Genomic DNA, 24,126 nt, shown 5'->3' on the forward strand with positions numbered 1-24,126 from the left:
AGCCCCGCGCCCCGCCGTGTAGGGTGCCGCTCCGGCCGATGACCTCACTTCCCCCGCCCGAGTCCCTCCGCTGCATCAACGCCGACGCCCGCGAGCCACAGGGCTACCGCGCCGCGCTGGGCGACACCCGCGCGTCCCTGCTCCACACCGACCCGCCGTACTGCCTGCTCACCCGGCGGCGCAAGGGCGGCGACCTGCGGGACACGCGCGCGCACAAGAAAATCGACCAGAACCCCATCGTCCGCTTCGAGACGGTGCGTGACTACCGCGCCTTCTCGGAGGCCTGGCTGTCGCGCGCCACCGCGCACCTCACGCCGGACGCCGTCCTGGTCATCTGGACGAACCTGCTGGGCAAGGAGCCCATCCTCACCGCCGCGCGGGGCCTGGGCTACCCGCACCTGCGCGGCGAGTACGTCTGGGGCAAGCGCACCACCGACAAGAACGCCAACGAGCAGACGCTGCGCGTGTACGAGGTCGCGCTCGTCATCGCGCGCACGCCCGAGCCGCCGCTCGCGCCGGGGGACCTGCCCACCGTGTGGGCCGTCGTCGGGGGCTACGACGATGACGGGGAGGCGAAGCGCTGGGGCGGTCACCCGCACCACAAGCCCTTCTCCGTGCTGGAGCCGCTCATCCGCACCTACAGCCGTCCGGGCGACACGGTGCTGGACCCTTTCGCGGGGAGCGGCTCCATGCCCTCGGCGGCGCTGCGGCTGGGGCGCCGGCCCGCGTGCCTGGAAGTCGAGCCCGAGTGGGCCGAGCGCGTCACCCACCGCCTGCGGGAGACGGCGCGCGAGGAGGCTCAGCGCGCCAGCGCCCGGTAGAGGCGCGTGTCCGCCCACTCGGGGATGTCGGTGGGCCGGTGTCCCCACCAGTTCATCACCAGCGTGCGCCGCTGCCGCGCGCGGCCCGGCAGCTTCCCGTCCGGAATCTGGTTCTCCGCGTCCAGCACGCCGTGCGTCAGCGTGCCGTCGAACACCACCAGCCGGTTGGGCCGGGGCGTCACCAGGTCGGCGGTGTCGAGCCGGGAGGGCGCCAGGGACGGATTGGCGGGGTCGGGCTTCTCGCGCGTCACCACCAGCGCGCCGCCGCGCACGCGATTGAGGAACAGCACCGAGGAGATGCACGGGTGCACCAGCTCTCCGGTTCGCAGCGCCAGCTTCTCGTCGCGGTCCTGGTGGAAGTCCACGCGCACGTCCGTGGTGTACATGCGCGACAGCCACCATTCGACGCCCGCCACGCGGCGCTTTCCGGCGATGTGGGGCCGCAGCGCGAGGATGATGTCCTCCACCACGTTGGTGGCGGGGCCGAAGCCATACCAGAAGGTCGTCTGGTAGGTCTGACGCAGGCGCTCCGTGCCCACGGCCCCCACGCGCCGCAGCAGCCGGCGGAAGAGGAGGGACGGCACGGCATTCTCGGTGAGTCGAACGAGGGTTTCCACGAGGAGGACAGCATGCCATCTTCGCCTACCGCCCGGTGGCGCGGACCATTCTCCTCCGGCGAGGAGGGCTCGGAGGGACGATGAAGGCGCACCACAAGATGCTCGTCGGCATTGCCACCGGCGCGGTGGCGGGGCTGATTGCCAACGCCGTCGCGGGCAATGACTCGCCCGCGTTGGCGTTCGCCGTGGACAACGTGGCCTCGCCCGTGGGGCAGATCTTCATCCGCCTGCTGCTCATGCTGGTGGTGCCGCTGATTTTCTCAGCGCTCGTCGTGGGCGTGGCGGACCTGGACCTCAAGCAGCTGGGGCGACTGGGCGTTCGCACGTTGGGCTACACGGTCATCCTGTCCTCCATCTCCGTCCTCATCGGCCTGGTGATGGTCAACACGCTGGAGCCGGGCGCCGGCCTCAGCGACGAGGCCCGTGCGCTGGCCCAGGGGGGCAGCACCATTCAGCCCGCCGCCGCGCCGCAGGCGAACTCGTTCGGCTCGGTGCTGGTCTCCATGGTCCCCACCAACCCGATGAAGGCGGCGGCGGACGGGGACTTCATCGGCCTCATCGTCTTCTCGCTCATCTTCGGGATGGGCGTGGCCGTCTCCCCGGGCGAGCCCGTCCAGCGCCTCCGCGAGTCCATCCAGGGGCTCTACGACGTGATGATGAAGCTCATCGAAGGGGTACTGCGCCTGGCGCCCATCGGTGTGGCGGCGCTGCTGTTCTCCATGACGGCGCGGCTGGGCTTCAGCATCTTCGGGCAGCTCGCCGCCTACATGGGCACGGTGCTGCTGGCGCTGGGCCTCCACATGTTCGTCGTCTACTCGCTGTCGGTGCGCTTCCTGGGCGGGCGCAGCCCCATCGAGTTCTTCCGCAGCAGCCGGCTGGCCATCGTCACCGCCTTCTCCACGTCGTCCTCCAGCGCCACGCTGCCCACCGCGCTCAAGGTGGCCGAGGAGAACCTCAAGCTGCCGCGCAACGTGTCGCGCTTCGTGCTCACCGCCGGCTCGGCGATGAACCAGAACGGCACCGCGCTCTTCGAGGGCGTCACGGTGCTCTTCCTGGCCCAGGTCTACGGCGTGGAGCTCAGCCTGCCGGACCAGGCGCTCATCATGTTCATCTGCATCCTGGCGGGCATCGGCACCGCCGGCGTGCCCGCGGGCTCCATTCCCGTCATCGCGATGATCCTGGGCATGTTCAAGATTCCGGTGGAGGGCCTGGGGCTCATCCTGGGCGTGGACCGCTTCCTGGACATGTGCCGCACCACGCTCAACGTCACCGGCGACCTGGCCGCGGCCGTCTACGTGGCACGCGGCGAGCCGGCCGACAGCCCGGCCGAGGAGGGGGCGGTGGACCCGTCCACGTCCTGACACAGGTCATTTCCCGCCGCACCTTCCCCGCAGCAGCAGTTCCACCCCAGTCATCGGCAAGGAGCCCCGCATGAGGGTCGCCAAGGATTCCGTCGTCTCACTCGAATACCGGCTGCACCTGGGAGACGGCCAGGTCATCGACCAGAGCGCCCCCGAGCAGCCGCTGTCCTACCTGCACGGGCACCGGCAGATTGTCCCGGGGCTCGAAGGCGCCCTGGAAGGCATGAGCCTGGGCGAGAGCAAGCAGGTGGTGGTGGCGCCGGGGCAGGGCTACGGCGAGCACGACCCCTCGGGTGTGCGCACCGTGCCCCGCGCCATGCTGCCGCCCGGCCTCATGCCGAAGGCCGGTCAGACGCTGATGGCGCAGACGGACCAGGGCGACATCCCGCTGCGCATCCAGGAGGTTCGCGATGACGGCATCGTGGTGGACCTCAACCACCCGCTGGCCGGCAAGACGCTGCACTTCGACGTCACCGTGAAGGGCGTGCGGGCCGCCACGGCGGAGGAGCTCTCGCACGGCCACGTCCATGGGCCGGGCGGGCATGAGCACGGCTGACGTGCTGCTCTGACGCGGCGCGGCCAGCCCCTCGTGCTGGCCCGCCGCACGCGGCGCTCGCGAGGGCGTGGGGCGTGAATTATCGTGCCCGCCCCAATGAGCCAGTCCCCCTCTCCGACGCCGAGCCCCAGCGACCTTCGCATCCATCCGTCCGACGCACCCGGTGACGCAGGGGCCTCCGAGGCCAGGGACCCGGAGCGTTACTGGCTGGAGCACGTCTACCAGGGCGGGGCCCGTCAGCTCACCGTGCGCGCCGTCATCGCCGGCATGCTCATTGGCGCGGTGATGTGCCTCTCCAACCTGTACGTCATCCTCAAGACGGGCTGGAGCCTGGGCGTCACCATCACCGCCTGCATCCTCGCCTTCGCGGTGTTCGGCACGCTGCGCTCGATCCGGGTGCTGAAGACGGAGTTCACCGACCTGGAGAACAACGCCATGGGCTCGGTGGCCTCGGCCGCCGGCTACATGACGGGCGGCGGAAACATGGCCGCGGTGCCCGCGCTGCTGATGCTGACGGGGACGCTGCCGTCGGCCGGCTGGCTCATGGTCTGGTTCGCCGTCATCTCCGCGCTGGGCGTCTTCGCGGCCATCCCCATCAAGCGCCAGCTCATCAACGTGGAGGCGCTGCCGTTCCCCACGGGCACGGCCACCGCGGAGACCATCCGCGCGCTCCACGGCCATGGCGAGGTGGCCCGCCGCAAGTCGCGGCTCCTGGGCCTCGCGGGTGGCATCGGCGCGCTGCTCGTCGCGCTGCGCGACGCGCGCTTCACGTGGCTGACCAACATCCCGGAGAAGGTGAGCCTGCCCTTCTCGATGCTGGGGAAGAAGGCGTCGGCGTGGTCGCTGTCCTTCGAGTTCAGCCTGCTGCTGGTGGGCGCGGGTGCGCTGGTGAGCTTCCGCACGGGCTGGTCCATGCTGCTGGGCGCGGTGCTCACCTACGGCTTCCTCGCGCCGGCCATGGTGAGCCAGGGCGCCATCGCGGAGGTGACGTACCGCTCCATCAACAGCTGGATGGTGTGGACAGGCGCGTCGGTGCTGGTGGCCTCGGGCCTGCTCTCCTTCGCCTTCCAGTGGCGCAGCGTGGCGCGCTCCTTCAAGTCCCTGGCCAACCTCTTCAAGGGGAAGGACGCGAAAGAGGAGGAGGCCGACCCGCTGGCCGGCATCGAGTGCCCGCCCGCGTGGTTCCCCCTGGGCTTCGCGATTCTGGGCCCGGTGGCCGTCTTCCTCATGGCCTACCTGTTCCAGATTCCGTGGTGGGCGGGCGTGCTGGCCCTGCCGCTGGCCGTGGTCATGGGCGTCATCGCGAGCCGGGTGACGGGTGAGACGGACACCACACCCACCAAGGCGCTGGGGCCCGTCACGCAGCTCATCTTCGGCGGCCTGGCGCCGGGCAACATCCCCGCCAACGTCATGAGCGCCAACGCGACGGGCGGCGTGGGGCTCCACTCCGCGGACCTGCTGACGGACCTGAAGTCGGGGTGGCTGCTGGGCGCCAACCCGCGCCAGCAGTTCGTCGCGCAGCTCTTCGGCGTGGTGGCCGGCGCGGCGGTGGTGGTGCCCGTGTTCAACATCCTGGTGCCCGACGCCAGCATGCTGGGCACCGAGGAGTTCCCCGCGCCCGCGTCCATGGTGTGGGCCGGCGTGTCGAAGCTGCTCGCCACGGGCGTGGCGGCGCTGCCGGAGTCCGCGCGGGTGGGCGCGCTGTGCGGCGCCACGCTCGGCATCTTCCTCGTGCTGCTGGAGCGCTGGGCGCCGGCGAAGCTGAAGGCCTACGTGCCGTCGCCCGCGGGCTTCGGGCTGGCCATCGTCATCCCCGGCTCCAGCTCCATCGCCTTCTTCCTGGGCTCGGCCATCGCGGCGCTGCTGCGCCGCGCGAAGCCGAAGCTGGCGGAGGACATGGTGCTGCCCGTCTCCTCCGGCTTCATCGCGGGGGAGAGCCTGCTAGGCATCGGCATCGCCATGGCGAAGGCCTTCGGGGTGATGCCCAAGTAGGCCGCCCGCAGGCGGAGCGCCTCGTCAGTCCACCCGGAAGGTGGAGAACGAGGCGCCTGCGATGAAGCGGAAGGTGGGCGTGTCCATGCCGGCGCCCACCCCCGGCCCGCCCAGCACGTACAGGTCCAGCCAGGACAGCGCGTGCTTGCGGATGGCGATCAGCAGCTCGCCGCTCGAGCGGCCGCCCTGGAGCGGGATGCCCGCCACCAGGCTGACCTCGCCGCGCGTGCTCTCTCCGGCCCGGGACGTCACCGTGGCGCCGAGCCGCAGCTCGTTGCCGATGACGTCCTCCGAGTAGCCGGACACGCTGACCAGCTCCTGCTTCTTGCGCACCAGCACGCCCGCCTCGCCGCCCAGCTGCCACGTCTCCGCGAGGAAGCCGACCTGGAGCCGGGGATGCACGGCGTAGTCGTCACGGGCCAGCAGGGCGGCGCTGCCCACGGGCAGCGCGGCGGTGACGTCCGCCGCCAACTGGAAGCCGAAGTCCTGGCGCACCAGCGCCGCGCGCATCCCCAGCCACGGCGTGCCCAGGCCCGAGCCCTCGGGCGGGTTGAAGTCGAGGTGACGCGTGCCGCCCTGGCCGACGATGAAGGGCACCTCGGCGGCGACCTGGAGCCAGGGCAGCAGGCCATAGGCCGCCGTCAGGTCCATGGTGAAGCGGTTCTCCACCAGGCCGCTGCCGCTGCCCGGCTCCCAGCGCCGCTGGAAGTGGAAGGGGAGCTGCTCGTAGTGCCCCTGCACCGCCATGCGCAGCGCGCCCTGCGGCAGCGTGCGGCCGGTGCCGATGACGAGCGAACCCAGGGCCGCCGGGTCCAGCTCCAGCCGCTGGAGGTTGAAGGTGGGGAGCGTCCGGCCCTGGGCCCGCGCGTTCGTGGGCGCGAGGAACAGGACCAGTGAGGACAACGCAGAGACAAGCGCAAGCGCAGGCCGGGACGGCAAGGCGACGCCTCCAATGAAACGCAGCGTGAGTGCGACGGCCCCGAAGCTCCGCAGCAGTCGCATGTCGCGCCGCGCCGCGCAAGCGCGTCACCTTTTCCCTTCCGTCCAGCAAGTATTGCGGTACCAAACAACACATGGGCTTGACGGATAATGCGTCCGGATTCTCCCTGTGTTGCGGTGAAGTCTCATTCACAGACATGGCTGTGAATGACTGGCACCCCGTTGATACGTGACAGCGGCTACGCCCCGGAGGCCAGGTCCTGCAGCTCCTGCCACCGCGCGTAGAGCCGGTCCACCTCGGCGGCGGCGGCATCCAGCTCCTTCTGCACCTCCGCCACCTTGGGCCCGTTGCTGTACACGGCGGGGTCGGCGAGCTGCGCCTCCAGGCTGGCCTTGCGGGACTCGGCGGCCTCGATGGTGGCCTCCATGCCGTCCAGCTCGCGCTGGTCCTTGTAGGAGAGCTTCCCGGGCTTGCGCGTGGCCTTGGCGGCGGGGGCGGGGGCGGGGTCCTCGTGCCGGGGCGCGGGCTTCGGCGCGGCGGCGGCCGCGGCCTTCTCGTCGGCCTGCTCCTTCAGCCGCCGGTACATGGCGTAGTTGCCCTCGTACCGGGTGACGCGGCCCTCGCCCTCGAAGGTGAGGATGCTGGTGGCCACCTTGTCCAGGAAGTACCGGTCGTGCGTGACGAGCAGCGTGCTGCCCCCGAAGTCCAGGAGCAGCCGCTCCAGGATGTTGAGGGTGACGATGTCCAAATCGTTGGTGGGCTCGTCCAGCACCAGCACGTTGGCGCCCTCCAGGAACAGGCGCGCCAGGAGCAGCCGGTTGCGCTCGCCGCCCGACAGCGCCTTCACCTTCATGCGCTGCATGGGCACGGGGAAGAGCAGGTCGTCCAGGTAGTCGCGCAGGGCAATCTTCTGGTCGCCCAGCTCCACCCAGTCCTCGCCCTGCGAGGCCGCGTCGTACACGGTGGACTCCAGGTCGAGCTGGGCCCGGCTCTGGTCGTAGTACGCCACCTTCGTGTTCTTCCCGATGACGAGCTTGCCGTCGTCGGGGGCCACCTCGCCCAGCAGCACGCGCAGGAAGGTCGTCTTGCCCACGCCGTTGGGGCCCACCAGGCCCACGCGCTCGCCGCGCTGGAGCCGGAAGTCCACGCCGTCCAGCACCTTCCGGTCGCCGAAGGCCTTCTTCACGCCTTCGGCCTCGATGACGGTGTGGCCCAGCCGGGGCGCGGCCGCCACGCGCAGCTCCGCCACCTTGGGGCGCTGGAAGCCCTTCTCCGCCATCAGCTTCTGCGCGCGCTCGATGCGCGCCTTGCTCTTGGTGCGGCGCGCCTCCGGGCCCTTGCGCAGCCAGGCCACCTCCTGGGCAATCCAGCGCTCGCGCTTGTGCTGCGCCAGGGCGGCGTTCTCCTGCGCCACCAGCTTCTGCTCCAGGTACGTCTGGTAGTTGCCGGGGTAGGAGGTGACGCCCGCGCCGGGCTGGATTTCGACGATGCGGTCCACCAGCCCGTCCAGGAAGTACCGGTCGTGCGTGACGAGCAGCAGCGCCCCGGGCAGCTTGTCCAGCTCCTCCTCCAGCCAGTCCACGGTGTCCGCGTCCAGGTGGTTGGTGGGCTCGTCCAGCAGCAGCAGGTCCGGCCGCGTCAGCAGCGCGCGGGCAATGGCCACGCGCTTGCGCAGGCCGCCGGACAGCTGCGCCACCGGGCGGTCCCAGTCCTTCACGCCCAGCCTGTCCAGCAGCGTCTTCGCGTGGTGCTCGGTGTCCCAGCCGCCCATCTGCTCGATGCGGTCGCTGAGCGCGGCCAGCTGCTCCAGCAGCTTCGCCTGCGCGTCCGCGGGCGTGGACTCCAGCCGCCTGGCCAGCTCGGCGTGGGCGGCCAGGGCCTCCTTCAGCGGGGCCTGGGACACCGACAGCTCCGAGGCCACCGTGGCGCCCTCCGGGAACTCCGGCTCCTGGGGCAGGTAGGTGACGCGGGCGCCGCGGCGCAGCTGCAGCTCGCCGGTGTCCGCCTGGGACGCCCCGGCCAGGATCTTCATCAGCGACGACTTGCCGGAGCCGTTGACGCCCACCAGGCCCACGCGCTCGCCCTCCTCGATGGTGAGGGTGAGGCCCTGGAAGACGGTGCGGCTTCCGAAGCTGAGCTGGACGTTGGCGGCACGGAGCAGCGTCACGGTGTCGGACTCCTGAAAAGGCGAAAGGCGCCCCTCACTGAAGAGGAGCGCCTTCCTTACCGCCAGTGAGTGGCCGATGCGCGGACTACTTGCGCGCGGCCTGCTCAGCGGCCTGCTTCTCCTTGTACGCGGCCATCAGGGCCTCGGCCTCGTTGCGGGGCACCGGCGCGTACTTGGAGAACTCCATGGAGTACTCGCCCTTGCCCTGGGTGGCGGAGCGCAGGTCCGTGGAGTAGCCGAACATCGTGTTCAGCGGCACCTCGGCCACCACCGTCACGTAGTTCTCCGCCGTCTCGGTGGAGATGATGGTGCCACGGCGCTGGTTGATCTGCCCCACCAGGGAGCCCTGGAACTCCTCGGGCGCCTGGACCTCCACCTTCATCATCGGCTCGAGGATGATGGGCTTGGCGGCGGCGTAACCCTCACGGAAGCCCATGATGGCGGCCGTCTTGAACGCCATTTCGGACGAGTCGACCGCGTGGAACGCGCCGTCGTTGATGACCACGCGCACGCCCACCACGGGGAAGCCGATGAGGCTGCCCTTCTTGATGGCCTCGGTGAAGCCCTTGTCGCAGGCGGGGATGAACTCGCGGGGGATGGCGCCGCCCACGATGTCGTCCACGAACTCGTACTGCTGCACCGCGTCCGCGGGCAGCGGCTCCAGGTAGCCGCACACGCGGGCGAACTGGCCGGAGCCACCCGTCTGCTTCTTGTGCGTGTACGCGAACTCGCCCTTCTGGCTGATGGTCTCGCGGTACGCCACCTGCGGCTTGCCCGCCTGGACCTCGCAGTTGTACTCGCGCTTCATGCGCTCGATGTAGATCTCCAGGTGGAGCTCACCCATGCCGCGGATGATGGTCTGCCCGGACTCCTCGTCGCGGTGCACGCGGAAGGTGGGGTCCTCCTTGGTGAACCGGTTGAGCGCCTTGGAGAAGTTGGCCAGCGCGGAGCGGTCCTTGGGGGCCACGGCGAGCGAAATCACCGCGTCCGGCACGTGCATGGACGTCATCGTGTAGTTCACGGTGCCGTCGGTGAACGTGTCGCCGGAGGCGCACTCGATGCCGAACAGCGCGACGATGTCACCGGCGGTGGCATCGTTGATGTCGTGCATCTGGCTGGAGTGCATGCGGACGATGCGCGGGACCTTGACCTTCTTCTGGTTCGACTGGTTGACGATGAAGTCGCCCTTCGCCACGCGGCCCTGGTAGACGCGCATGTACGTGAGCTGGCCATAGCGGCCGTCCTCCAGCTTGAACGCCAGGCCGACGAAGGGCTTCTCCGGGTCGGACTCGAGGACGACCTTCGCCTCGTTGTTCTTCTGGTCCAGGGCCTCGTTGGTGGCCTCGGTCGGGTTGGGCAGGTACGCGCAGACGGCGTCCAGGAGCAGCTGCACGCCCTTGTTCTTGTAGGCGGAGCCGCACATGACGGGCGTCATCTTCAGGCCGATGGTGGCCCGGCGGATGGCGGCGACCAGCACCTCGTTGGAGATGGGCTCGTCGGCCAGGAACAGCTCACCGAGCTGGTCGTCGACCTCGGCCACGCCCTCGATCATCTGCTGGCGGCGCGCCTTGGCGTCCTCGAGCAGCTCCGCGGGAATCTCCTCCTCACGGACGGTCTCGCCGCTGTCGCCGTCGAAGTAGTACGCCTTCATCTTGATGAGGTCGACCAGGCCCTTGAGGCGGTCCTCGGCGCCGATGGGGAGCTGGAGCTTCACCGGGTGGTGGTTCAGCTTCTCCTTCAGCTGGGCGGCCACGCGATCATAGTTCGCGCCCGAGCGGTCCATCTTGTTGACGAACGCGATGCGCGGAACGCGGTAGCGCTTCATCTGCCGGTCCACGGTGATGGACTGCGACTGCACGCCGGCCACCGAGCAGAGGACCAGGATGGCGCCGTCGAGCACGCGCAGGGAGCGCTCCACCTCGATGGTGAAGTCCACGTGTCCCGGGGTGTCGATGAGGTTGATGTTGTAGTCGCCCCACATCGCGTACGTGGCGGCGGACTGGATGGTGATGCCCTTCTCACGCTCCAGGTCCATCGAGTCCATCACCGCACCCACGCCGTCCTTGCCGCGGACCTCGTGGATCTCGTGAATCTTGCCCGTGTAGAACAGGATGCGCTCGGAGAGCGTCGTCTTGCCCGAGTCGATGTGGGCAGAGATACCGATGTTTCGAATCTTCTCGATGGGTGCGTTGGCGGCCACGATCCGGTCCTTCGTTTTTTGAAAGTGCCTGACGGAACAGAGCAGGCGGGGCCTCTACTTCCCACAGGACGTAGTTTCCAGCCAAATCCGCATGGAGTGAGGCTCACCTGAGCCCACCTCCACCTACTCAATGCCGTTTCAGTTGGGATTACTAACGATGAGCGCGAGCGAAAACTTCTCTTTGGCCCAGGCCTGGTTGGACGCTTTCAACGCCTACGACGTGGACGCGCTGGTGTCCCTCTATGCCGAGGATGCCACCCACACGTCACCCAAAATCCGGGTGCTGCACCCGGAGACGGGCGGGCGGCTGGTGGGTCGTCAGGCCCTGGCCGCATGGTGGAAGGCGGCCAACGCCCGGCTGCCGGGGCTGCGCTATGAGGTGGTGGCGCTGACGGCGGACGCGCAGCGGGTGTTCATGGAGTACCTGCGCCACGCCCCGGGGGAGCCCCCCATGCCGGTGGCGGAGGTGCTGGAGGTGCGCGGCGGCAAGATTGTCGCCTCGCGCGTGTACCACGGTTGAGGACACCCCCGGTTTCCGCAGTTGGGCTAGCGTGCCTGGCGCCGAGCCAGCGAGGAGGACGGACGTGGCGAAGAACTCCAACACCAGCGCCTTCGACAGGGACTTCGGGTACCTGATGCCGTTCCTGGACCGCGTGGCGGCGGCCGCCGCCGAGCTGGAGGACGCGTCCGCCCGCGCGGAGCTCACGCGGTTGATGGTGGAGGAGCGGGAGCGCTGGCAGCGCATCCAGGCGCTGCTCGGCGGGGCGCAAGGCCGTGGGGCGCCCGCGCCCGCGCCGGCTCCGGAGGCGCCACGTGTGGCGCGGGCCTCGGCGGATGGCCTTCATGAGGCGGCGCCCCTGGCCACCGGCCTCACGGTGGGCAGCCTCAGGGGCAGCCGCTGAGCTGGTCCAGCGCGTCGAAGGTGGCCGCCTTGTAGGCCTCCGACAGCGTGGGGTAGTTGAAGCACGTCTCCACGAAGAGCCGGGCGGTGGCGCCGGTCATCAGGGCCGTGAGGCCCACGTGCACCAGCTCGGAGGCGGAGGGCCCCATGACGTGCACGCCCAGCAGCTTGAGGCTCTCCCGGTGGAAGAGCAGCTTCAGCATTCCGTGGGTGTTGCCCAGAATCTGCCCGCGCGGGTTGGTGGCGAAGGGAGCGCGGCCGGCCACGTAGGGCACGTTCAGCTTGCGCAGGGCCTCCTCCGTCTCACCCGCCATGGACACCTCGGGGATGGTGTAGATGCCATAGGGCAGCACCGGCGCCATGGTGCGCCCGCCGCCCAGGCCGAAGGCGTGCTCCACGGCGATGCGCGCCTGGTCCATGGAGGTGGAGGCCAGCGCGGGGAAGCCGATGACGTCGCCCACCGCGTAGATGTGGGGCACGGCCGTCTGGAAGGTGGGGCCCACCTCCACCTGGCCGCGGGGGCCCACCTTCACACCCAGGGCCTCCAGGCCCAGGCCCGCGGTGTTGGCGGTGCGGCCGGAGGCGACCAGCACCTGGTCCGTCTCCAGCACGGCCCCGGAGGAGAGCAGCATGCGGATGGGGGTGTCCGCGTCCTGGGGCACGTCCACCTTCTCCACCATCTGCCCGAAGCGCAGCTGGATGCCGAGCGCCTCCATGCGCTGGCCCAGCAGCGCGGAGAACTCGTCGTCCAGGAAGGGCAGCAGCTCCGCCCGCGTCTCCACCAGCGTCACGGGGATGCCCATGGCGGCGAACATGCACGCGTACTCGCAGCCGATGACACCGCCGCCCACCACCACCAGCGAGCGCGGCAGCCGTGAGAGCTCCAGCACCTCGTCCGAGTCGTGGATGCGCGGGTCCTCGAAGGGGTACTGCGGCGGCCGGTACGGCGACGAGCCGGTGGCCACCAGCACGGTGCCGGCGGTGAGGCGCCGCTCGGGCGCGTCCTGGCGCCGCACGACGACGGTGTTCGCGTCCGCGAGCGCGCCGGTGCCCTGGATGATTTCCACCTTGTGGCGCTGGAGGTTGCGGGCGATGCGCTCGCGCTCGATGTCCTTCACGCGCCGCTCGCGGAAGAGGAAGTCGGACACGGTGGCCTCATGGCTCAGCGTCGTCTCCACGCTGTAGAGGCCCCGGGCCCGGAAGCCGGACAGGTGGAGCGCCGTCTCGCGCAGTGTCTTGGAGGGCAGGGTGCCCGTGTTCGCCGCGGTGCCGCCCAGCACCGGCTCGCGCTCCACCACCGCCACGCGCTTGCCCGCCAGCGCCGCCTGCACCGCGCCCCATTCGCCGGCCGGGCCGGAGCCAATCACCACCAGGTCGAAGTCCACCATGGGGCCGAAGGTACGCGACCCCGCCGGGGCTTTGAAGCCAATGCGACCGGCTAGGGAGCCGAGGGCGCGCGCCCTTCGTAGCGGAGCCCCTCGCGGACCTCGTCGTCCGTCAGCAGCCGGAAGGCGCCTTCGGGAATGCCCTCCAGCTCCACCCCTCCCACCGCCTCGCGGTGCAGCGCGCGCACCGGCAGACCCACCGCGCCGAGCATCCGCTTCACCTGGTGGTGCCGGCCCTCGGTGAGCGTCACCTCCACGGTGTGTTCGTCGCGGACGCGGACCCTGGCGGGGCGGGCGGGGCCGTCATCCAGCGTCATGCCCCGGCGCAGGGGCTCCACGCGTTCGTCGTCCGCGGTGCTGAAGACGGTGGCCACGTAGCGCTTGGGCAGCCGCGTGTCCGGGGACGTCGCGTGGGCCACCAGCTTGTCGTCATTGGTGAAGAGGAGCAGGCCCGTGGAGTCCACGTCCAGGCGGCCCACGGCGTGCCACGTGTAGCGCGCCAGGTCCGGCGGGAGCTGCGGCAGCAGCGCCTCGAAGACGGTGCCGGTGCGGTGCTGTCGCTCCGTGGAGGACAGCAGGCCCGCGGGCTTGTGGAAGGCCAGCACGCGCGTGGGCGGCGCCTCCAGCGAGACGACGTGCCCGTCCACCTTCACGGTGGCGCCCGGAGGCACCGGCGTCAGCGCCATCTTCGCCACGCGGCCGTTGATGCTGACGCGGCCGGCGCGGATGGCGTCCTCGGCCTCCTGCTGCGGGAAGATGCCGGCGCGGGCCAGCGCCCGGGACAGCCAGTCCGGCTTCTCCTTGCCCTCCCAGCGTTTGTGTTGCGGCGGCTTCGACTTGTCGGGCTTGCGGGACATGGGCGCGGCACTGTACCCGGCCGCGCTTGAGAGGGCAGGGGCTTGTGAACCAACGGCCGCGCCGGGGAGGGCCCGCCTGGACGCTCCTTCCCGGTCCACCCTCGCGGCGCCGTGTCCCGAGGCGGCGGGCACGGCCGTGCGCAAGTGGACACCTTGCGGGGACGACACCCCTGTAAGGAGGCCGCCGCCCATGCTCAGCCGGATTCCCTACCTGACGCTGCTGGTCCCCGTGCTCGCGTTCGCCCAGTCCCAGTCCGAGGGCAAGGCCCCCGTCACCGCGCCCATCGGCCGGGAGCCCATGGCCGCGCCCTCCACGTGGGTCTGGGTGCTGCTGCTGGTGGTGGCCGCCGCCGCCTTCGCCTGGAGCGCCACGCGCCTGGCGCGGCGGCACAAGGGACCGCCGTCGGGGCCGGGCGGTATCGGCGCGGGGTCGAGCGTCCCGCGCAAGCCGCGCTCCGTCACCTAGCCGGGCGGCTGCCGCTTGCGGACGCTGTGCAGCGCGGCCAGCCACAGGCGCGCCTCCTTCCGCGTGAGGCGTGAGCGGCGCAGGGGGGCGAACAAGTCCCGCACCGCCGTGCGGCCGGGCTGAGCGTCCACCAGGAAGCCGCCGGCCGTCAGCACGGTGGTCAGCGTGGATTCCACCTGCGCGAGCTCCGCGTCCGTGGCCGCCTCGGGGAGGGGGCCCGGAGGCGTGGCGGCGGCCTCCAGCATCGCCACGCGGACCTCGTAGGCGTACAGCAGCACGGCCTGCGCCAGGTTGATGGAGGGCTGCTCGGGAGCCGTTGGCACGGCGGACAGGTCGTGGACGCGCTCCACCTCCGCGTTGGTGAGCCCGCTGCGCTCGTCGCCGAAGACGAGCGCCACCGGCCCCTGGGGCGCCCGGGCCACCAGCTCCTCGCCCACCGAGCGCGGGGGGAGCCGGCGCTTGCCCTCGACCTTGCGCGAGCTGGTCCCCACCACCCAGACGCAGTCAGCCACCGCCTCCTCCAGCGTGTCCGCGCGCCGCGCCGCGTCCAGCACGTCCCCGGCGTGGACGGCGAGCCGGCGCGCCGGCTCCAGGTCCTCCACCTCGGGACGGACCCAGACCCAGTCGGACAGGCCGCAGTTCTTCAGGGCCCGGGCCGCGGAGCCGAGGTTCTCCGCGTTGCGCGGGCGCATGAGGACGAATCGAACGGGCAGCACCATGCGCGGCGCACCTTATCGCGATGGATGTCCCACGGCGCCGCGGACTCCGCTAGCCTGGAGGCCTCGAAGCCTTCGCAGGCGCCGGGAGCCACGGCCGGTGTGGCCCCCCGGACACCCTGCGGGTCCGCTGACGCGCGGGGGACACGCGGCGGCCGCGGGCGCCTGACCACAGCCCTCTCTTCCTCGGGGTGCCTTCGCTCGGCACGCCGTGTGAAGAACACGCGACATCTTCTGGAGGAAACATGGGTCCGCAGTCCGACGTCACGCAGAGACAACCCTGGGCGAAACGCTCCGGGTGGCTCCTCGCGGCCTTGCTGGTGGGCGCCACGCTCGCCGGCTGCAAGAAGGAAGAGGCGTCCACGGAGACGCCCGCATCGCCGCCCCAGACGCCCGTCACGTCGGCGCCCACGGACGCGGCGGACTCGGGCACGGCCGCCGCGGAGGCGCCGCGGCCCGTCCCGCCCGAGTCGCTGACGCCCGTCATCCGCGCCGTCTCCACCGGGGACACGTTGCCGGAGGAGCTCGTCATCGAGTTCCCCCGCGACGTGCGGCCCCGCAGTGGCGAGGTGTTGAAGGACACGGCCGTCACGCTCTCGCCGGACGTGCCGGGCAGCTTCTCGTGGACCACTGCCTCCACGCTCACCTTCAAGCCGTCGGGCAACGGCTTCGCCTTCGACACGAAGTACACCGTCACGGTGTCGGCGGTCGCGCTGGATTCGGGCGTGGTGAAGCCGCCGGTGGAGGGCGCGTGGTCGCATTCCTTCTCCACGCCGCCCTTCCAGTTCGTTCGCCTGGTGCCACGTCAGCTCGACATGGTGAAGGGCCGCGTGGAGGTGGAGGCCGTCTTCTCCGGCCCGGTCAACTTCGCCGCCGTGCGCGCGCGGAGCAGCTTCCGGGTGGGGAGCCAGGCCGTGGGGGACGTGAAGTGGCGCACCCTGCCCACGTCGCGCAACGTCGTGGCCGCGCAGCTGACGAGCACCCTGCTCAAGCAGGGCCGCACCGTCGACTTCAGCCTCCAGGCGGGCCTGCCCGCCGCGTCGCAGGCGGAGACGGTGGCGCCCGCGGCGCGTGGCGCGTTCGAGCTCCGCCCCGGCAAGCGCATGGACATCACCCGCGTCTCGGTGGAGCAGGGCAGCACCGGCTTCTACCTCGAGGTGAGCTGCCGCGACGTGGACGGCAGCGCCCCGCCCACGCCCCGCGAGACGGAAGGCTATGACCCGTACTACTGGGACAGCAGCAACCGGGGCTGCACGCTGGATGACGGCGTCGCCGCCGACGCCATCCACCTGTCGCCCGCCGTCAAGGTCTCCGTCGCGCCCTCGCGCCGCGGCTTCCGCATCTTCGGTGACTTCAAGCGCGGCTCGTACACGCTGCGCATCGACGCGGGAACGACGTCGGTTGGCGGCGGCATGCTGCTGGCCACCTACGAGGACGCCTTCGCCGTGCCCGCGCGCTCGCCGCAGCTGTCCTTCGCGACGTCGGGTCGCTACCTGCCGCGCAGCGCGTGGCGCAACCTGCCGCTGCAGCACCTCAACCTGGACTCGGCGGAGCTCACCGTCCGCAACGTGCCGCCGGAGAACCTCGTCTTCTGGATGAGCGACGACAACCGGGAGCGCGCGGACGAGCGGACCTCGAACGTGGTCGCCAGGCGCACGCTGACCCTCAACGCGCCGCCGGACACGCTCACCACCACCTACGTCGACGTGGCCACCCTGGTGCCCGCGAGCATCCGGGGCCTGGTGGAAATCACCGCCCGGAATGGCCGCTACCAGGCGGCCAGCCGCATCCTGCTCACCAACCTGAGCCTCGTGGCCAAGCGCGGCGGGCCGGCACCCGGCTCCAGCGACTCGGGGGAAATCTGGGTGTGGGCGCTCGGCATCGAGAACACCGAGCCGCTGTCCGGCGTCGAGGTGTCCCTGGTGAAGAAGAGCGGCGAGACGGTGGCCCGGTGCACCACGGTGGGGGCGGACGGCTGCCGGCTCCAGGTGCCGGCCCCCGGCATCGACGACAGCCAGCCCTTCGCGCTCATCGCCCGCGACGGCGAGGAGCTGACGTACCTCAAGTACAGCGAGCTCAAGACGGAGATTGCCAACTCGGACGTGCAGGGCGAGCCCTACCGCTCCGAGAAGGCCTACCGCGCCGCGCTCTGGTCGGACCGGGGCGTGTACCGGCCCGGGGACACCGCGCACATCGCCGCGGTGCTGCGCGGCCAGGACAACAAGGCGCCGCCCGCGGGGATGCCGGTGGAGCTGCGCGTGGTGGACCCGCGCGAGCGCGACCTCAAGAAGGTGGCGCTGAAGACGAACGCGGCGGGCATGGTGACGCTGGACCTGCCCTTCGAGCCCTTCCAGGACACGGGCAGCTACCGCGTGACGCTGAAGGTGGCCGACCGCGACGTGGCCTCCTACCACGTGAGCGTGGAGGAGTTCGTCCCCGAGCGCATGAAGGTGGAGGCGCGCACGGAGAAGCCCGGCTACCTCCAGGGCGAGGAGATTCCCGTGGGCGTGGAGGCGGCGTACCTCTTCGGCGGCTCGGCGGAGGGCAGCCCGGTGGAGGTGACGTGCCGGCTGGTGCCGTCCGCGTTCAAGCCGAAGGAGAACGCGCAGTACGCCTACGGCCTGTGGCGGCAGGACGGCAGCGAACCGCGCGCCGTCACGCTGGGGCACGTGAAGGGCACGCTGGACGCCAAGGGCCAGGCGCTGCTGCGCTGCCCCGCGCAGGGCGCCATGGGTGCGCTGCGGGGCGCGGCCGAGCTGGCCGCGCAGGCCAGCGTCTTCGAGGCCGGCAGCGGCCGCTCCACGGTGAACACCGTGACGGTGCCGGTGCACCCGGAGACGTACTACGTGGGCCTCCAGGCCAGCACGGGCAAGGTGAAGGCGGGCAAGCCCTTCAACGTGAAGGGCGTGGTGGTGGACTGGGACGGGAAGCTCCTGTCCGCCGCGGGCCGGGCGCCCGCGTCCGTGGAGGTGGAGTACCTGCGGCTGGAGGAGGAGTACGGCTACTTCTACGACGAGAACGAGGGCTACGAGCGCTACCAGCGCTACCTGCGGCCGCTGCGCGAGGGCAGCGCCAAGGTGGCGGTGAAGGATGGCCGCTTCTCGCTGGACGTGACGCCGGGCGCGGACGCCGCGGGCTACATCGTGCGCGTGCGCTCGGGCGCGACGCAGACGGACCTGGAGCTGGAGGGCGAGGGACGCTACTACTGGTGGGGCGAGGGCTCGCGCGTGGACCAGACGCCGCGCCCGCTCAAGCCCACCTCGCTGGACCTGGTGCTGCCGGCGAAGTCGCGTGTGGGGCAGGCCATCACCGTGAAGGTGCGCTCGCCGTACAAGGGCCGCATGCTCTTCACCGCGGAGACGGACCGCGTGCTCGCGTCCGACTGGGTGGCGGTGGAGCCCGGCGAGGTGACGTGGACCTTCACGCCGTCCGCCTTCGCGCCCAACGTCTACGTCAGCACCTTCCTGGTGAAGGACCCGCACCTGGAGTCCGCCGAGGCCTTCATGCCGGACCGCGCCTTCGGCGTGGGCAGCGTGACGCTGGAGCCGGTGGAGTACACGCAGCAGGTGACGATGAACGTGCCCAAGGAGGTGCGCTCCAACGACACCCTCACGGTGGACCTGGAGCTGGGCCCGCAGGAGGGGCCCACCTTCGCCACGGTGGCGGTGGTGGACGAGGGCATCCTCTCCCTCACGCGCTTCCAGAGCCCCGACCCGCAGAAGCAGCTCTTCACCAAGCGGGCCCTGGGCGTGGAGACCTACGAGACGCTGGGCTGGACACTGCTGGTGCCGCCGGGAGGCGCGTCGCGCTCCACGGGTGGTGACAGCGAGGGCTCCGCCGCCGGCCGCGTGCAGCCCGTCAAGCCGGTGGCGCTGTGGAGCGGCCTGCTGCCGGTGCCGGCCAATGGCAAGCTGCGCGTGCCCTTCAAGCTGCCCCAGTACCGCGGCGCGGTGCGGGTGATGGCGGTGACGGCGGGCCCGCAGCGCGTTGGCCGGGCCAGCGCGCAGGTGCTGGTGCGCGACCCGCTGGTGCTCCAGACGACGCTGCCCCGCTTCCTCACGCAGAACGACGAGATCCAGGTGCCTGTCTTCGTCACCAACCTGTCCGGCAAGGCGCAGGACGTGAAGGTGACGCTCACCGCCGAGTCGCTGCCGGTGCCGGGGCTGGTCATGCCCGCGGCGGCCACCTCGCCCCTCCAGCTCCTGGGCAAGAGCGAGGGCCGGGCGCGGGTGGAGAACACCCAGTCGCACACCTTCGTCTTCCAGGCCCGCGCGGTGCAGGCGGTGGGGGCGGCGCGACTGACGGTGACGGTGGAGGGCGGCGGTTACACCTCGCGCGAGTCGCTGGACGTGCCGCTGTCGCCCGCGGGCCCGCGGGAGCGGCTGGTGCAGCAGCTCGAGCTCGCGCAGGGGACGACGGACGTGTCGCAGTACCTCCAGGGCTGGGTGCCCACGACGGAGCGCTCCACCCTGTGGGTGACGGCCAATCCGTACGCGCGCTCGCTCCAGCACCTCTCGTACCTGGTGCGCTACCCGTACGGCTGCGTGGAGCAGACCACGTCCTCCACCCGGCCGCTGCTGTACGTGTCCGAGCTGGTGGACAGCGTGGACCCCACGCTGACCCAGGGCGCCAACGTGGGGGACATGGTGCTGGCGGGCATCAACCGCGTCCTGTCCATGCAGACGCCGTCGGGTGGCTTCGGCTACTGGCCGGGCGCCACCGAGCCGGTGAGCTGGGGCTCGGCCTACGTCACGCACATGCTGCTGGACGCGCAGAAGCTGAAGTACCCCGTGCCGCAGGACCGGCTGGATGACGCGCTCGCGTGGATGTCCAACGAGCTGAACCGGTACGAGGGGCGGGTGAGCCGCGGCGCCGACTACAGCGAGAGCGCCGAGGCCTACATGCACTACGTGCTCTCGGTGGCGGGCAAGGGCCGCAAGGCGCGCGTGCAGAAGCTGGTGGACGCGCTGGCGCAGGAGGCGAAGCGGGCGCCGCTGTCGGGCGAGCAGCTGGAGCGGGACTACATGCTCAAGGCCGCGCTGTGGCTGGCGGGGGACCGTCGCTACGAGAAGGAGCTGCGCAACCCGGACCTGTCCCCCGTCACCGACGAGCGGCGCAATGACTGGTCCTTCTACTCGGACCGCCGCCGCCGGGGCTTCATGCTGAGCACCTTCCAGGACCTGTTCGGCAAGGACGCCGCGGGCGAGCCGCTGGCGCGCATGGTGGCCGAGTCGCTCCAGGCGCACCGCAGCGACTGGTACACCACGCAGGAGCTCGTCTGGGGCATCACCGGCCTGGGCAAGCGAATCCACGGCGCGTCCACCGATTTCACCCCGCCGGTGTTGAGGGCGGACGGCAAGGAGGTGGCGCCGGTGCAGGACAAGTCCGCGCGCGCGTCGGATCGCACGTGGTCCCTGGCGCGGGCCAGCGAGCGGCAGGGGCTCCAGCTGGAGCTGAAGTCCAAGGACGAGGGCAAGCTGTACCTCATCCTCAGCAGCGAGGGCGTGCGCTCGGAGGGCCGGCCGCGCACGGGCGGCGAGGGCCTGGCGCTCACCCGCACCTGGCGCAAGCTGGACGGCTCGGTGCTGAACGTCAGCCAGTCGCCGGTGGCCCTGGCGGACCTCGTCTACGTGGAGCTGGAAATCCGCAACACCACGGCCGAGCGCGTGCAGAACATCGCCCTGGTGGACCGGCTGCCGGCGGGCTGGGAAATCGAGAACGCGCGGCTGGGCCGGGGCGGTGCCGTGGACTGGGTGGACCCGGCGTCGCTGTGGGCCGCGGACTACGTGAACATCCGCGATGACCGCATGGAGGTGTTCGGCAGCCTGGGGCCCCGGGAGTCGAAGAAGGTCATCTACGCGGTGCGCGCCGTGACGGCGGGCGCCTTCACCCTGCCGTCGGTGGAGGCGGAGGCCATGTACGACCCACGCCTGTGGGCGCGCGAGCCGGGCCAGACGATTCAGGTGTCCGGCCCGTGGAAGGACCACCTGCTGTAGTCAGCGGGTGGGGGAGGCGCTCCTAGCCGAGCGTCTCCCACAGCGCGTCGAACGCGCGGCTGAAGGGCTGCACCAGCCGCGCGTCGTCGGACACCAGGACGTTCTCGTGGTTGTGCGTGGCGGCCGAGCGCGTCCAGTTGTAGCTGCCCGTCACCAGCCGCAGCCGGTCGAACACGGCGAACTTGTGGTGCATGTGGGCGGAGGTGTTGTCCAGCCGGACGGGGACGCCGGCGTCGCTCAGCCGCTCCATGTCGGAGCCGGGGTCCATGGCCTTGTCGTCGTCACTCACGATTCGCAGCCGCACGCCGCGCCGGTGCGCCTCCATCAGCGCGCGGGTGATGCGGTCATCCGTCACCGTGAAGACGCACACGTCGATGGACCCGCGCGCCGACTGGATTTGCTGGACGATGGCGTTGAGGGGGCCGTCGCCGGGAGAGAAGTGGGCCTCCATGCGCGAGGTCTCCACGGGCTGGGGCGCGTGCAGGGCCTGCACTGTCTCCTCCAGCCAGGAGATGACCTCGCGGGAGCGCGCGTCCTTCATCGACGACCGCGCCAGGGCGAACGCGCGGGAGCGGAAGAGGGTGAGCAGGGCCTCGCCTGCTCGCCGCTCGGCCAGCACGGCCTTCAGCGCCTGCTGCTCGGTGGGCGTGAGCCGCCGGTCATCGAGGATGGACGTCAGGATGGCGTCGACTTCAATGGCATTCATCGCGCGTAGCATATGTCAGGGATTCACCGTCTCATGAGCCGTGCCCCTCGAATCCGCCGGAAGGCGTTGCGCGTCACCCTGGCCCTGGCCGTCCTTCTGGGCGTGGCGTGGGTGGCCGCGTGGCGCGTGCCGCTGCCCGAGCGCCTGTCCGCGCCCGCCTCGGTGGTGATGGAGTACCGGGACGGCACCCCCGCCCACGTCTTCCTCGCCCCGGACGAGCGCTGGCGCATCCCCACGCAGCTGGAGCGCGTGGACCCGGACTACGTCCAGGCGCTGCTGGCGCTGGAGGACAAGCGCTTCTTCCTCCACCCGGGCGTGGATCCGCTGGCGGTGTTGCGCGCCGCGGTGCGCAACGTGGTGACGGGGCGGCGGGTGTCGGGCGCGTCCACCCTGACGATGCAGCTGGTGCGCGTGCTGGAGCCGCGGCCCCGCACCTTCACGTCGAAGGTCATCGAGGCCTTCCGGGCCTTCCAGCTCGAGCTGCGGCTGTCCAAACAGGAGGTGCTGGCCGCCTACCTCCAGTTCGTCCCCTACGGGCGCAACGTGGAGGGGGTGGAGGCCGCCGCGCTGGCGTACTTCGGCCACACGGCGGCGCACCTGAGCCCGGCGGAAATCGCCACGCTGCTGGCGGTGCCGCAGAACCCCAACCGGCGCTTCCCGTCGGCGCACAACGCAGCGCGGCTGAAGTCGGCGCGGGACGGCGTGGCGCGCCGCCTGCTGGAGGCCGAGGCGCTCCCCCGGGGGCCGGAAACGGCCCGCGCGTCACCGGAGGCGGTGCTTCGCGAGGTGCAGCAGACGGCGGTGCCCACGGACCTGACGCCGTTCCCCCGCGAGGCGCCGCATGTGGCGGTGTGGCTGCGCGCGCAGCGGCCCCAGCTCGCGCGGCTGTCCACCACGCTGGATGCCGGGACGCAGCGCATGGTGGAGCGGCTGATGCGCGACGCGGCGGTGGGGCTGGCGCCGCGCGGCATCCACAACGGCGTGGCGGTGGTGGTGGACCGGCAGGAGGCGGAGGTGCTCGCGCTGGTGGGCAACTTCGACTTCTTCGACGAGAAGCACGGCGGGCAGATTGTCGGTTTCGCCACGCCGCGCTCGCCCGGCTCGGCGCTCAAGCCCCTGCTGTACGCCATGGGCATCGACCTGGGCCTGGTGGGGCCGGAGCAGCTGGTGGCGGACGTGCCCACGGCCTACGGCGGCTATGCGCCTCGCAACTTCGACGGCCGCTTCCAGGGCCTGGTGCGGCTGGAGTACGCCCTGTCCCAGTCCCTCAACATGCCCTTCGTGCGGCTTCTGGAGCGCGTGGGCGTGGAGCGCTTCCTGGGCGCGCTGAGCGCGGCGGGCGTCACCAGCCTGGTGCAGGAGCCCGGCTACTATGGCCTGTCCGCGGCGGTGGGCGGCATCGAAATGACGCCGCTGGAGCTGGCGGGTGTCTACGTGGCGCTCGCGGGAGATGGGCGCGCGCCGGCGCTCCGGCTGCTCCGGGACGACCCGAAGGCCGGTGAGCCCGCGGAGGTGCTGTCGCCCGGGGCGGCGTGGCTGACGCGCCGGGCGCTGGCGCTGCGCGACCGGCCGGACTTCCCGGAGCGGCGGCGGCTGACGGGCATGCCGGCCCGCGTGCATTGGAAGACGGGGACGAGCTTCGGCCACCGCGACGCCTGGGCGGCGGGCTCGGGGCCCCGGCACACGGCGGTCGTCTGGCTGGGCAACTTCGACCACTCGCCCAGCGTGCACCTGGTGGGCGCGGACGCGGCGGGGCCGGTGCTGTTCGACATCCTGGAGGGCGTGGGCCCGCGCGGCCTGGCGCTGCCGGACGAAGCCGTGAATCCGCCGGAGGACCTGGCGGTGGTGGAGGTCTGCGCCTACTCGGGACACCTGCCGACGGACGCCTGCGTGCAGCGCAAGCACGTCTACGCGCGGCGCTCGGCGGTGCCGACCGCCCGCTGCCCGTATCACCAGCACGTGGAGGTGGACGTGGCCACGGGGCTCGCGGTGGGGCCCATGTGCCGGGCGGGGCGGAAGACGGAGACGCGGGTGTACGTGACGTGGCCCGCCACCATCCGCCGCTGGCTGGAGGAGCAGCACCGCCGCCTGCCGGAGCCGCCCGCGGCCGCCCCGGGGTGTGAGCCGGGCGGCGAGCGCGCCGCGCCCGCCATCGTCTCTCCGGCGCCGGGACAGGTGGCCATCCTGATTCCCGGCGTGCCGGCCTCGCAGCAGGAGGTGCCGCTGGAGGCGGAGGCCTCGCACGAGCGGGCGCTCACGTGGTTCGTGGATGGGGCGCTGCTCGGGACGGCGCGCGCCGACGAGCGCATGTGGTGGACGCCGTCGGTGGGCTCGCACGAGATTCTCGTCACCGACGACCGGGGCCTGAGCGCGAAGCGGACGCTGGTGGTGCGCGTGCGGCAGTAACGAGAAACGCGGCGCCCCAGTCTCCAGGAGCGCCGCGTC

Annotated in this window: 17 protein-coding genes; 9 read left to right on the forward strand and 8 right to left on the reverse strand. The window is 71.3% G+C overall.

From position 1 onward, the window contains the following. Positions 1–38: 38 nt before the first annotated feature. Positions 39–821, forward strand: coding sequence for a DNA-methyltransferase (locus VZL07_RS26845; protein WP_426750601.1), 783 nt, complete (start codon positions 39–41; stop codon positions 819–821). Here VZL07_RS26845 and VZL07_RS26850 read toward each other — a convergent pair. Beyond that, positions 800–1,438 (reverse strand): hypothetical protein, encoded by a 639-nt coding sequence (locus VZL07_RS26850; RefSeq protein ID WP_426750602.1) that lies wholly within the window; start codon positions 1,436–1,438, stop codon positions 800–802. The two genes, VZL07_RS26845 and VZL07_RS26850, sit on opposite strands and share 22 nt — an antisense overlap. An 80-nt stretch (positions 1,439–1,518) precedes the next feature. Between VZL07_RS26850 and VZL07_RS26855 the strand changes: the two genes are divergently transcribed. The 3 genes from VZL07_RS26855 to VZL07_RS26865 all read left to right on the forward strand — a co-directional run bounded on the left by VZL07_RS26855 (position 1,519) and on the right by VZL07_RS26865 (position 5,347). Continuing rightward, entirely contained in the window at positions 1,519–2,799 is a 1,281-nt protein-coding gene (locus VZL07_RS26855) for a dicarboxylate/amino acid:cation symporter (protein ID WP_426750604.1), read from the forward strand. 70 nt (positions 2,800–2,869) lie between these two features. Next, entirely contained in the window at positions 2,870–3,355 is a 486-nt protein-coding gene (locus VZL07_RS26860; protein ID WP_426750606.1) for an FKBP-type peptidyl-prolyl cis-trans isomerase, read from the forward strand. A 96-nt stretch (positions 3,356–3,451) separates the two neighbouring features. Next, complete coding sequence (locus VZL07_RS26865) at positions 3,452–5,347, forward strand: OPT family oligopeptide transporter (RefSeq protein ID WP_426750607.1); 1,896 nt, start codon at positions 3,452–3,454, stop codon at positions 5,345–5,347. Between the two features lie 24 nt (positions 5,348–5,371). Here the strand turns inward: VZL07_RS26865 and VZL07_RS26870 are convergent, their stop codons facing one another. From VZL07_RS26870 to fusA, 3 genes are all read right to left on the reverse strand, one after another. Next, a complete protein-coding gene (locus VZL07_RS26870) occupies positions 5,372–6,250 on the reverse strand; it encodes a flagellar motor protein MotB (protein ID WP_426750608.1) in 879 nt (292 codons plus the stop codon). Positions 6,251–6,525: 275 nt separating this feature from the next. Next, positions 6,526–8,454: an ABC-F family ATP-binding cassette domain-containing protein gene (locus tag VZL07_RS26875; protein WP_426750610.1), complete on the reverse strand. Its 1,929-nt coding sequence runs from the start codon at positions 8,452–8,454 to the stop codon at positions 6,526–6,528. Between the two features lie 85 nt (positions 8,455–8,539). Beyond that, positions 8,540–10,654: an elongation factor G gene (fusA, locus tag VZL07_RS26880; RefSeq protein ID WP_426750611.1), complete on the reverse strand. Its 2,115-nt coding sequence runs from the start codon at positions 10,652–10,654 to the stop codon at positions 8,540–8,542. Between the two features lie 157 nt (positions 10,655–10,811). On the opposite strand from fusA, the gene VZL07_RS26885 reads away from it, so the two are divergent. Both VZL07_RS26885 and VZL07_RS26890 read left to right on the forward strand, forming a co-directional pair. Beyond that, positions 10,812–11,174 (forward strand): nuclear transport factor 2 family protein, encoded by a 363-nt coding sequence (locus tag VZL07_RS26885; protein ID WP_426750612.1) that lies wholly within the window; start codon positions 10,812–10,814, stop codon positions 11,172–11,174. A 64-nt stretch (positions 11,175–11,238) separates the two neighbouring features. Then, a complete protein-coding gene (locus tag VZL07_RS26890; protein ID WP_426750613.1) occupies positions 11,239–11,556 on the forward strand; it encodes a hypothetical protein in 318 nt (105 codons plus the stop codon). Here the strand turns inward: VZL07_RS26890 and sthA are convergent. Both sthA and VZL07_RS26900 read right to left on the reverse strand, forming a co-directional pair. Then, on the reverse strand, positions 11,540–12,943 hold the full coding sequence (sthA, locus tag VZL07_RS26895) for a Si-specific NAD(P)(+) transhydrogenase (protein WP_426750614.1): 1,404 nt from the start codon (positions 12,941–12,943) through the stop codon (positions 11,540–11,542). The two genes, VZL07_RS26890 and sthA, sit on opposite strands and share 17 nt — an antisense overlap. A 50-nt stretch (positions 12,944–12,993) precedes the next feature. Further along, on the reverse strand, positions 12,994–13,797 hold the full coding sequence (locus tag VZL07_RS26900; protein ID WP_426750615.1) for a pseudouridine synthase: 804 nt from the start codon (positions 13,795–13,797) through the stop codon (positions 12,994–12,996). A 190-nt stretch (positions 13,798–13,987) separates the two neighbouring features. On the opposite strand from VZL07_RS26900, the gene VZL07_RS26905 reads away from it, so the two are divergent. Next, complete coding sequence (locus tag VZL07_RS26905) at positions 13,988–14,263, forward strand: hypothetical protein (RefSeq protein ID WP_426750616.1); 276 nt, start codon at positions 13,988–13,990, stop codon at positions 14,261–14,263. Here VZL07_RS26905 and VZL07_RS26910 read toward each other — a convergent pair. Continuing rightward, the gene (locus VZL07_RS26910) at positions 14,260–14,982 is read right to left on the reverse strand and encodes an RNA methyltransferase (RefSeq protein WP_426750618.1); all 723 of its coding nucleotides are present in this window, start codon (positions 14,980–14,982) and stop codon (positions 14,260–14,262) included. The two genes, VZL07_RS26905 and VZL07_RS26910, sit on opposite strands and share 4 nt — an antisense overlap. Before the next feature lie 242 nt (positions 14,983–15,224). Between VZL07_RS26910 and VZL07_RS26915 the strand changes: the two genes are divergently transcribed. Beyond that, positions 15,225–20,975, forward strand: coding sequence for an MG2 domain-containing protein (locus VZL07_RS26915; RefSeq protein ID WP_426750619.1), 5,751 nt, complete (start codon positions 15,225–15,227; stop codon positions 20,973–20,975). Positions 20,976–20,997: 22 nt separating this feature from the next. Here the strand turns inward: VZL07_RS26915 and VZL07_RS26920 are convergent, their stop codons facing one another. After that, positions 20,998–21,681, reverse strand: a complete 684-nt coding sequence (locus VZL07_RS26920) for a phospholipase D-like domain-containing protein (RefSeq protein ID WP_426750620.1) — start codon at positions 21,679–21,681, stop codon at positions 20,998–21,000. 33 nt (positions 21,682–21,714) lie between these two features. Here VZL07_RS26920 and pbpC point away from each other — a divergent pair, with 33 nt between their 5' ends. After that, on the forward strand, positions 21,715–24,087 hold the full coding sequence (gene pbpC, locus VZL07_RS26925) for a penicillin-binding protein 1C (protein WP_426750621.1): 2,373 nt from the start codon (positions 21,715–21,717) through the stop codon (positions 24,085–24,087). Positions 24,088–24,126: the final 39 nt, after the last annotated feature.

It is taken from the genome of Pseudomyxococcus flavus, from assembly GCF_050038885.1.
In the GTDB taxonomy this organism is placed as follows: domain Bacteria; phylum Myxococcota; class Myxococcia; order Myxococcales; family Myxococcaceae; genus Myxococcus; species Myxococcus flavus.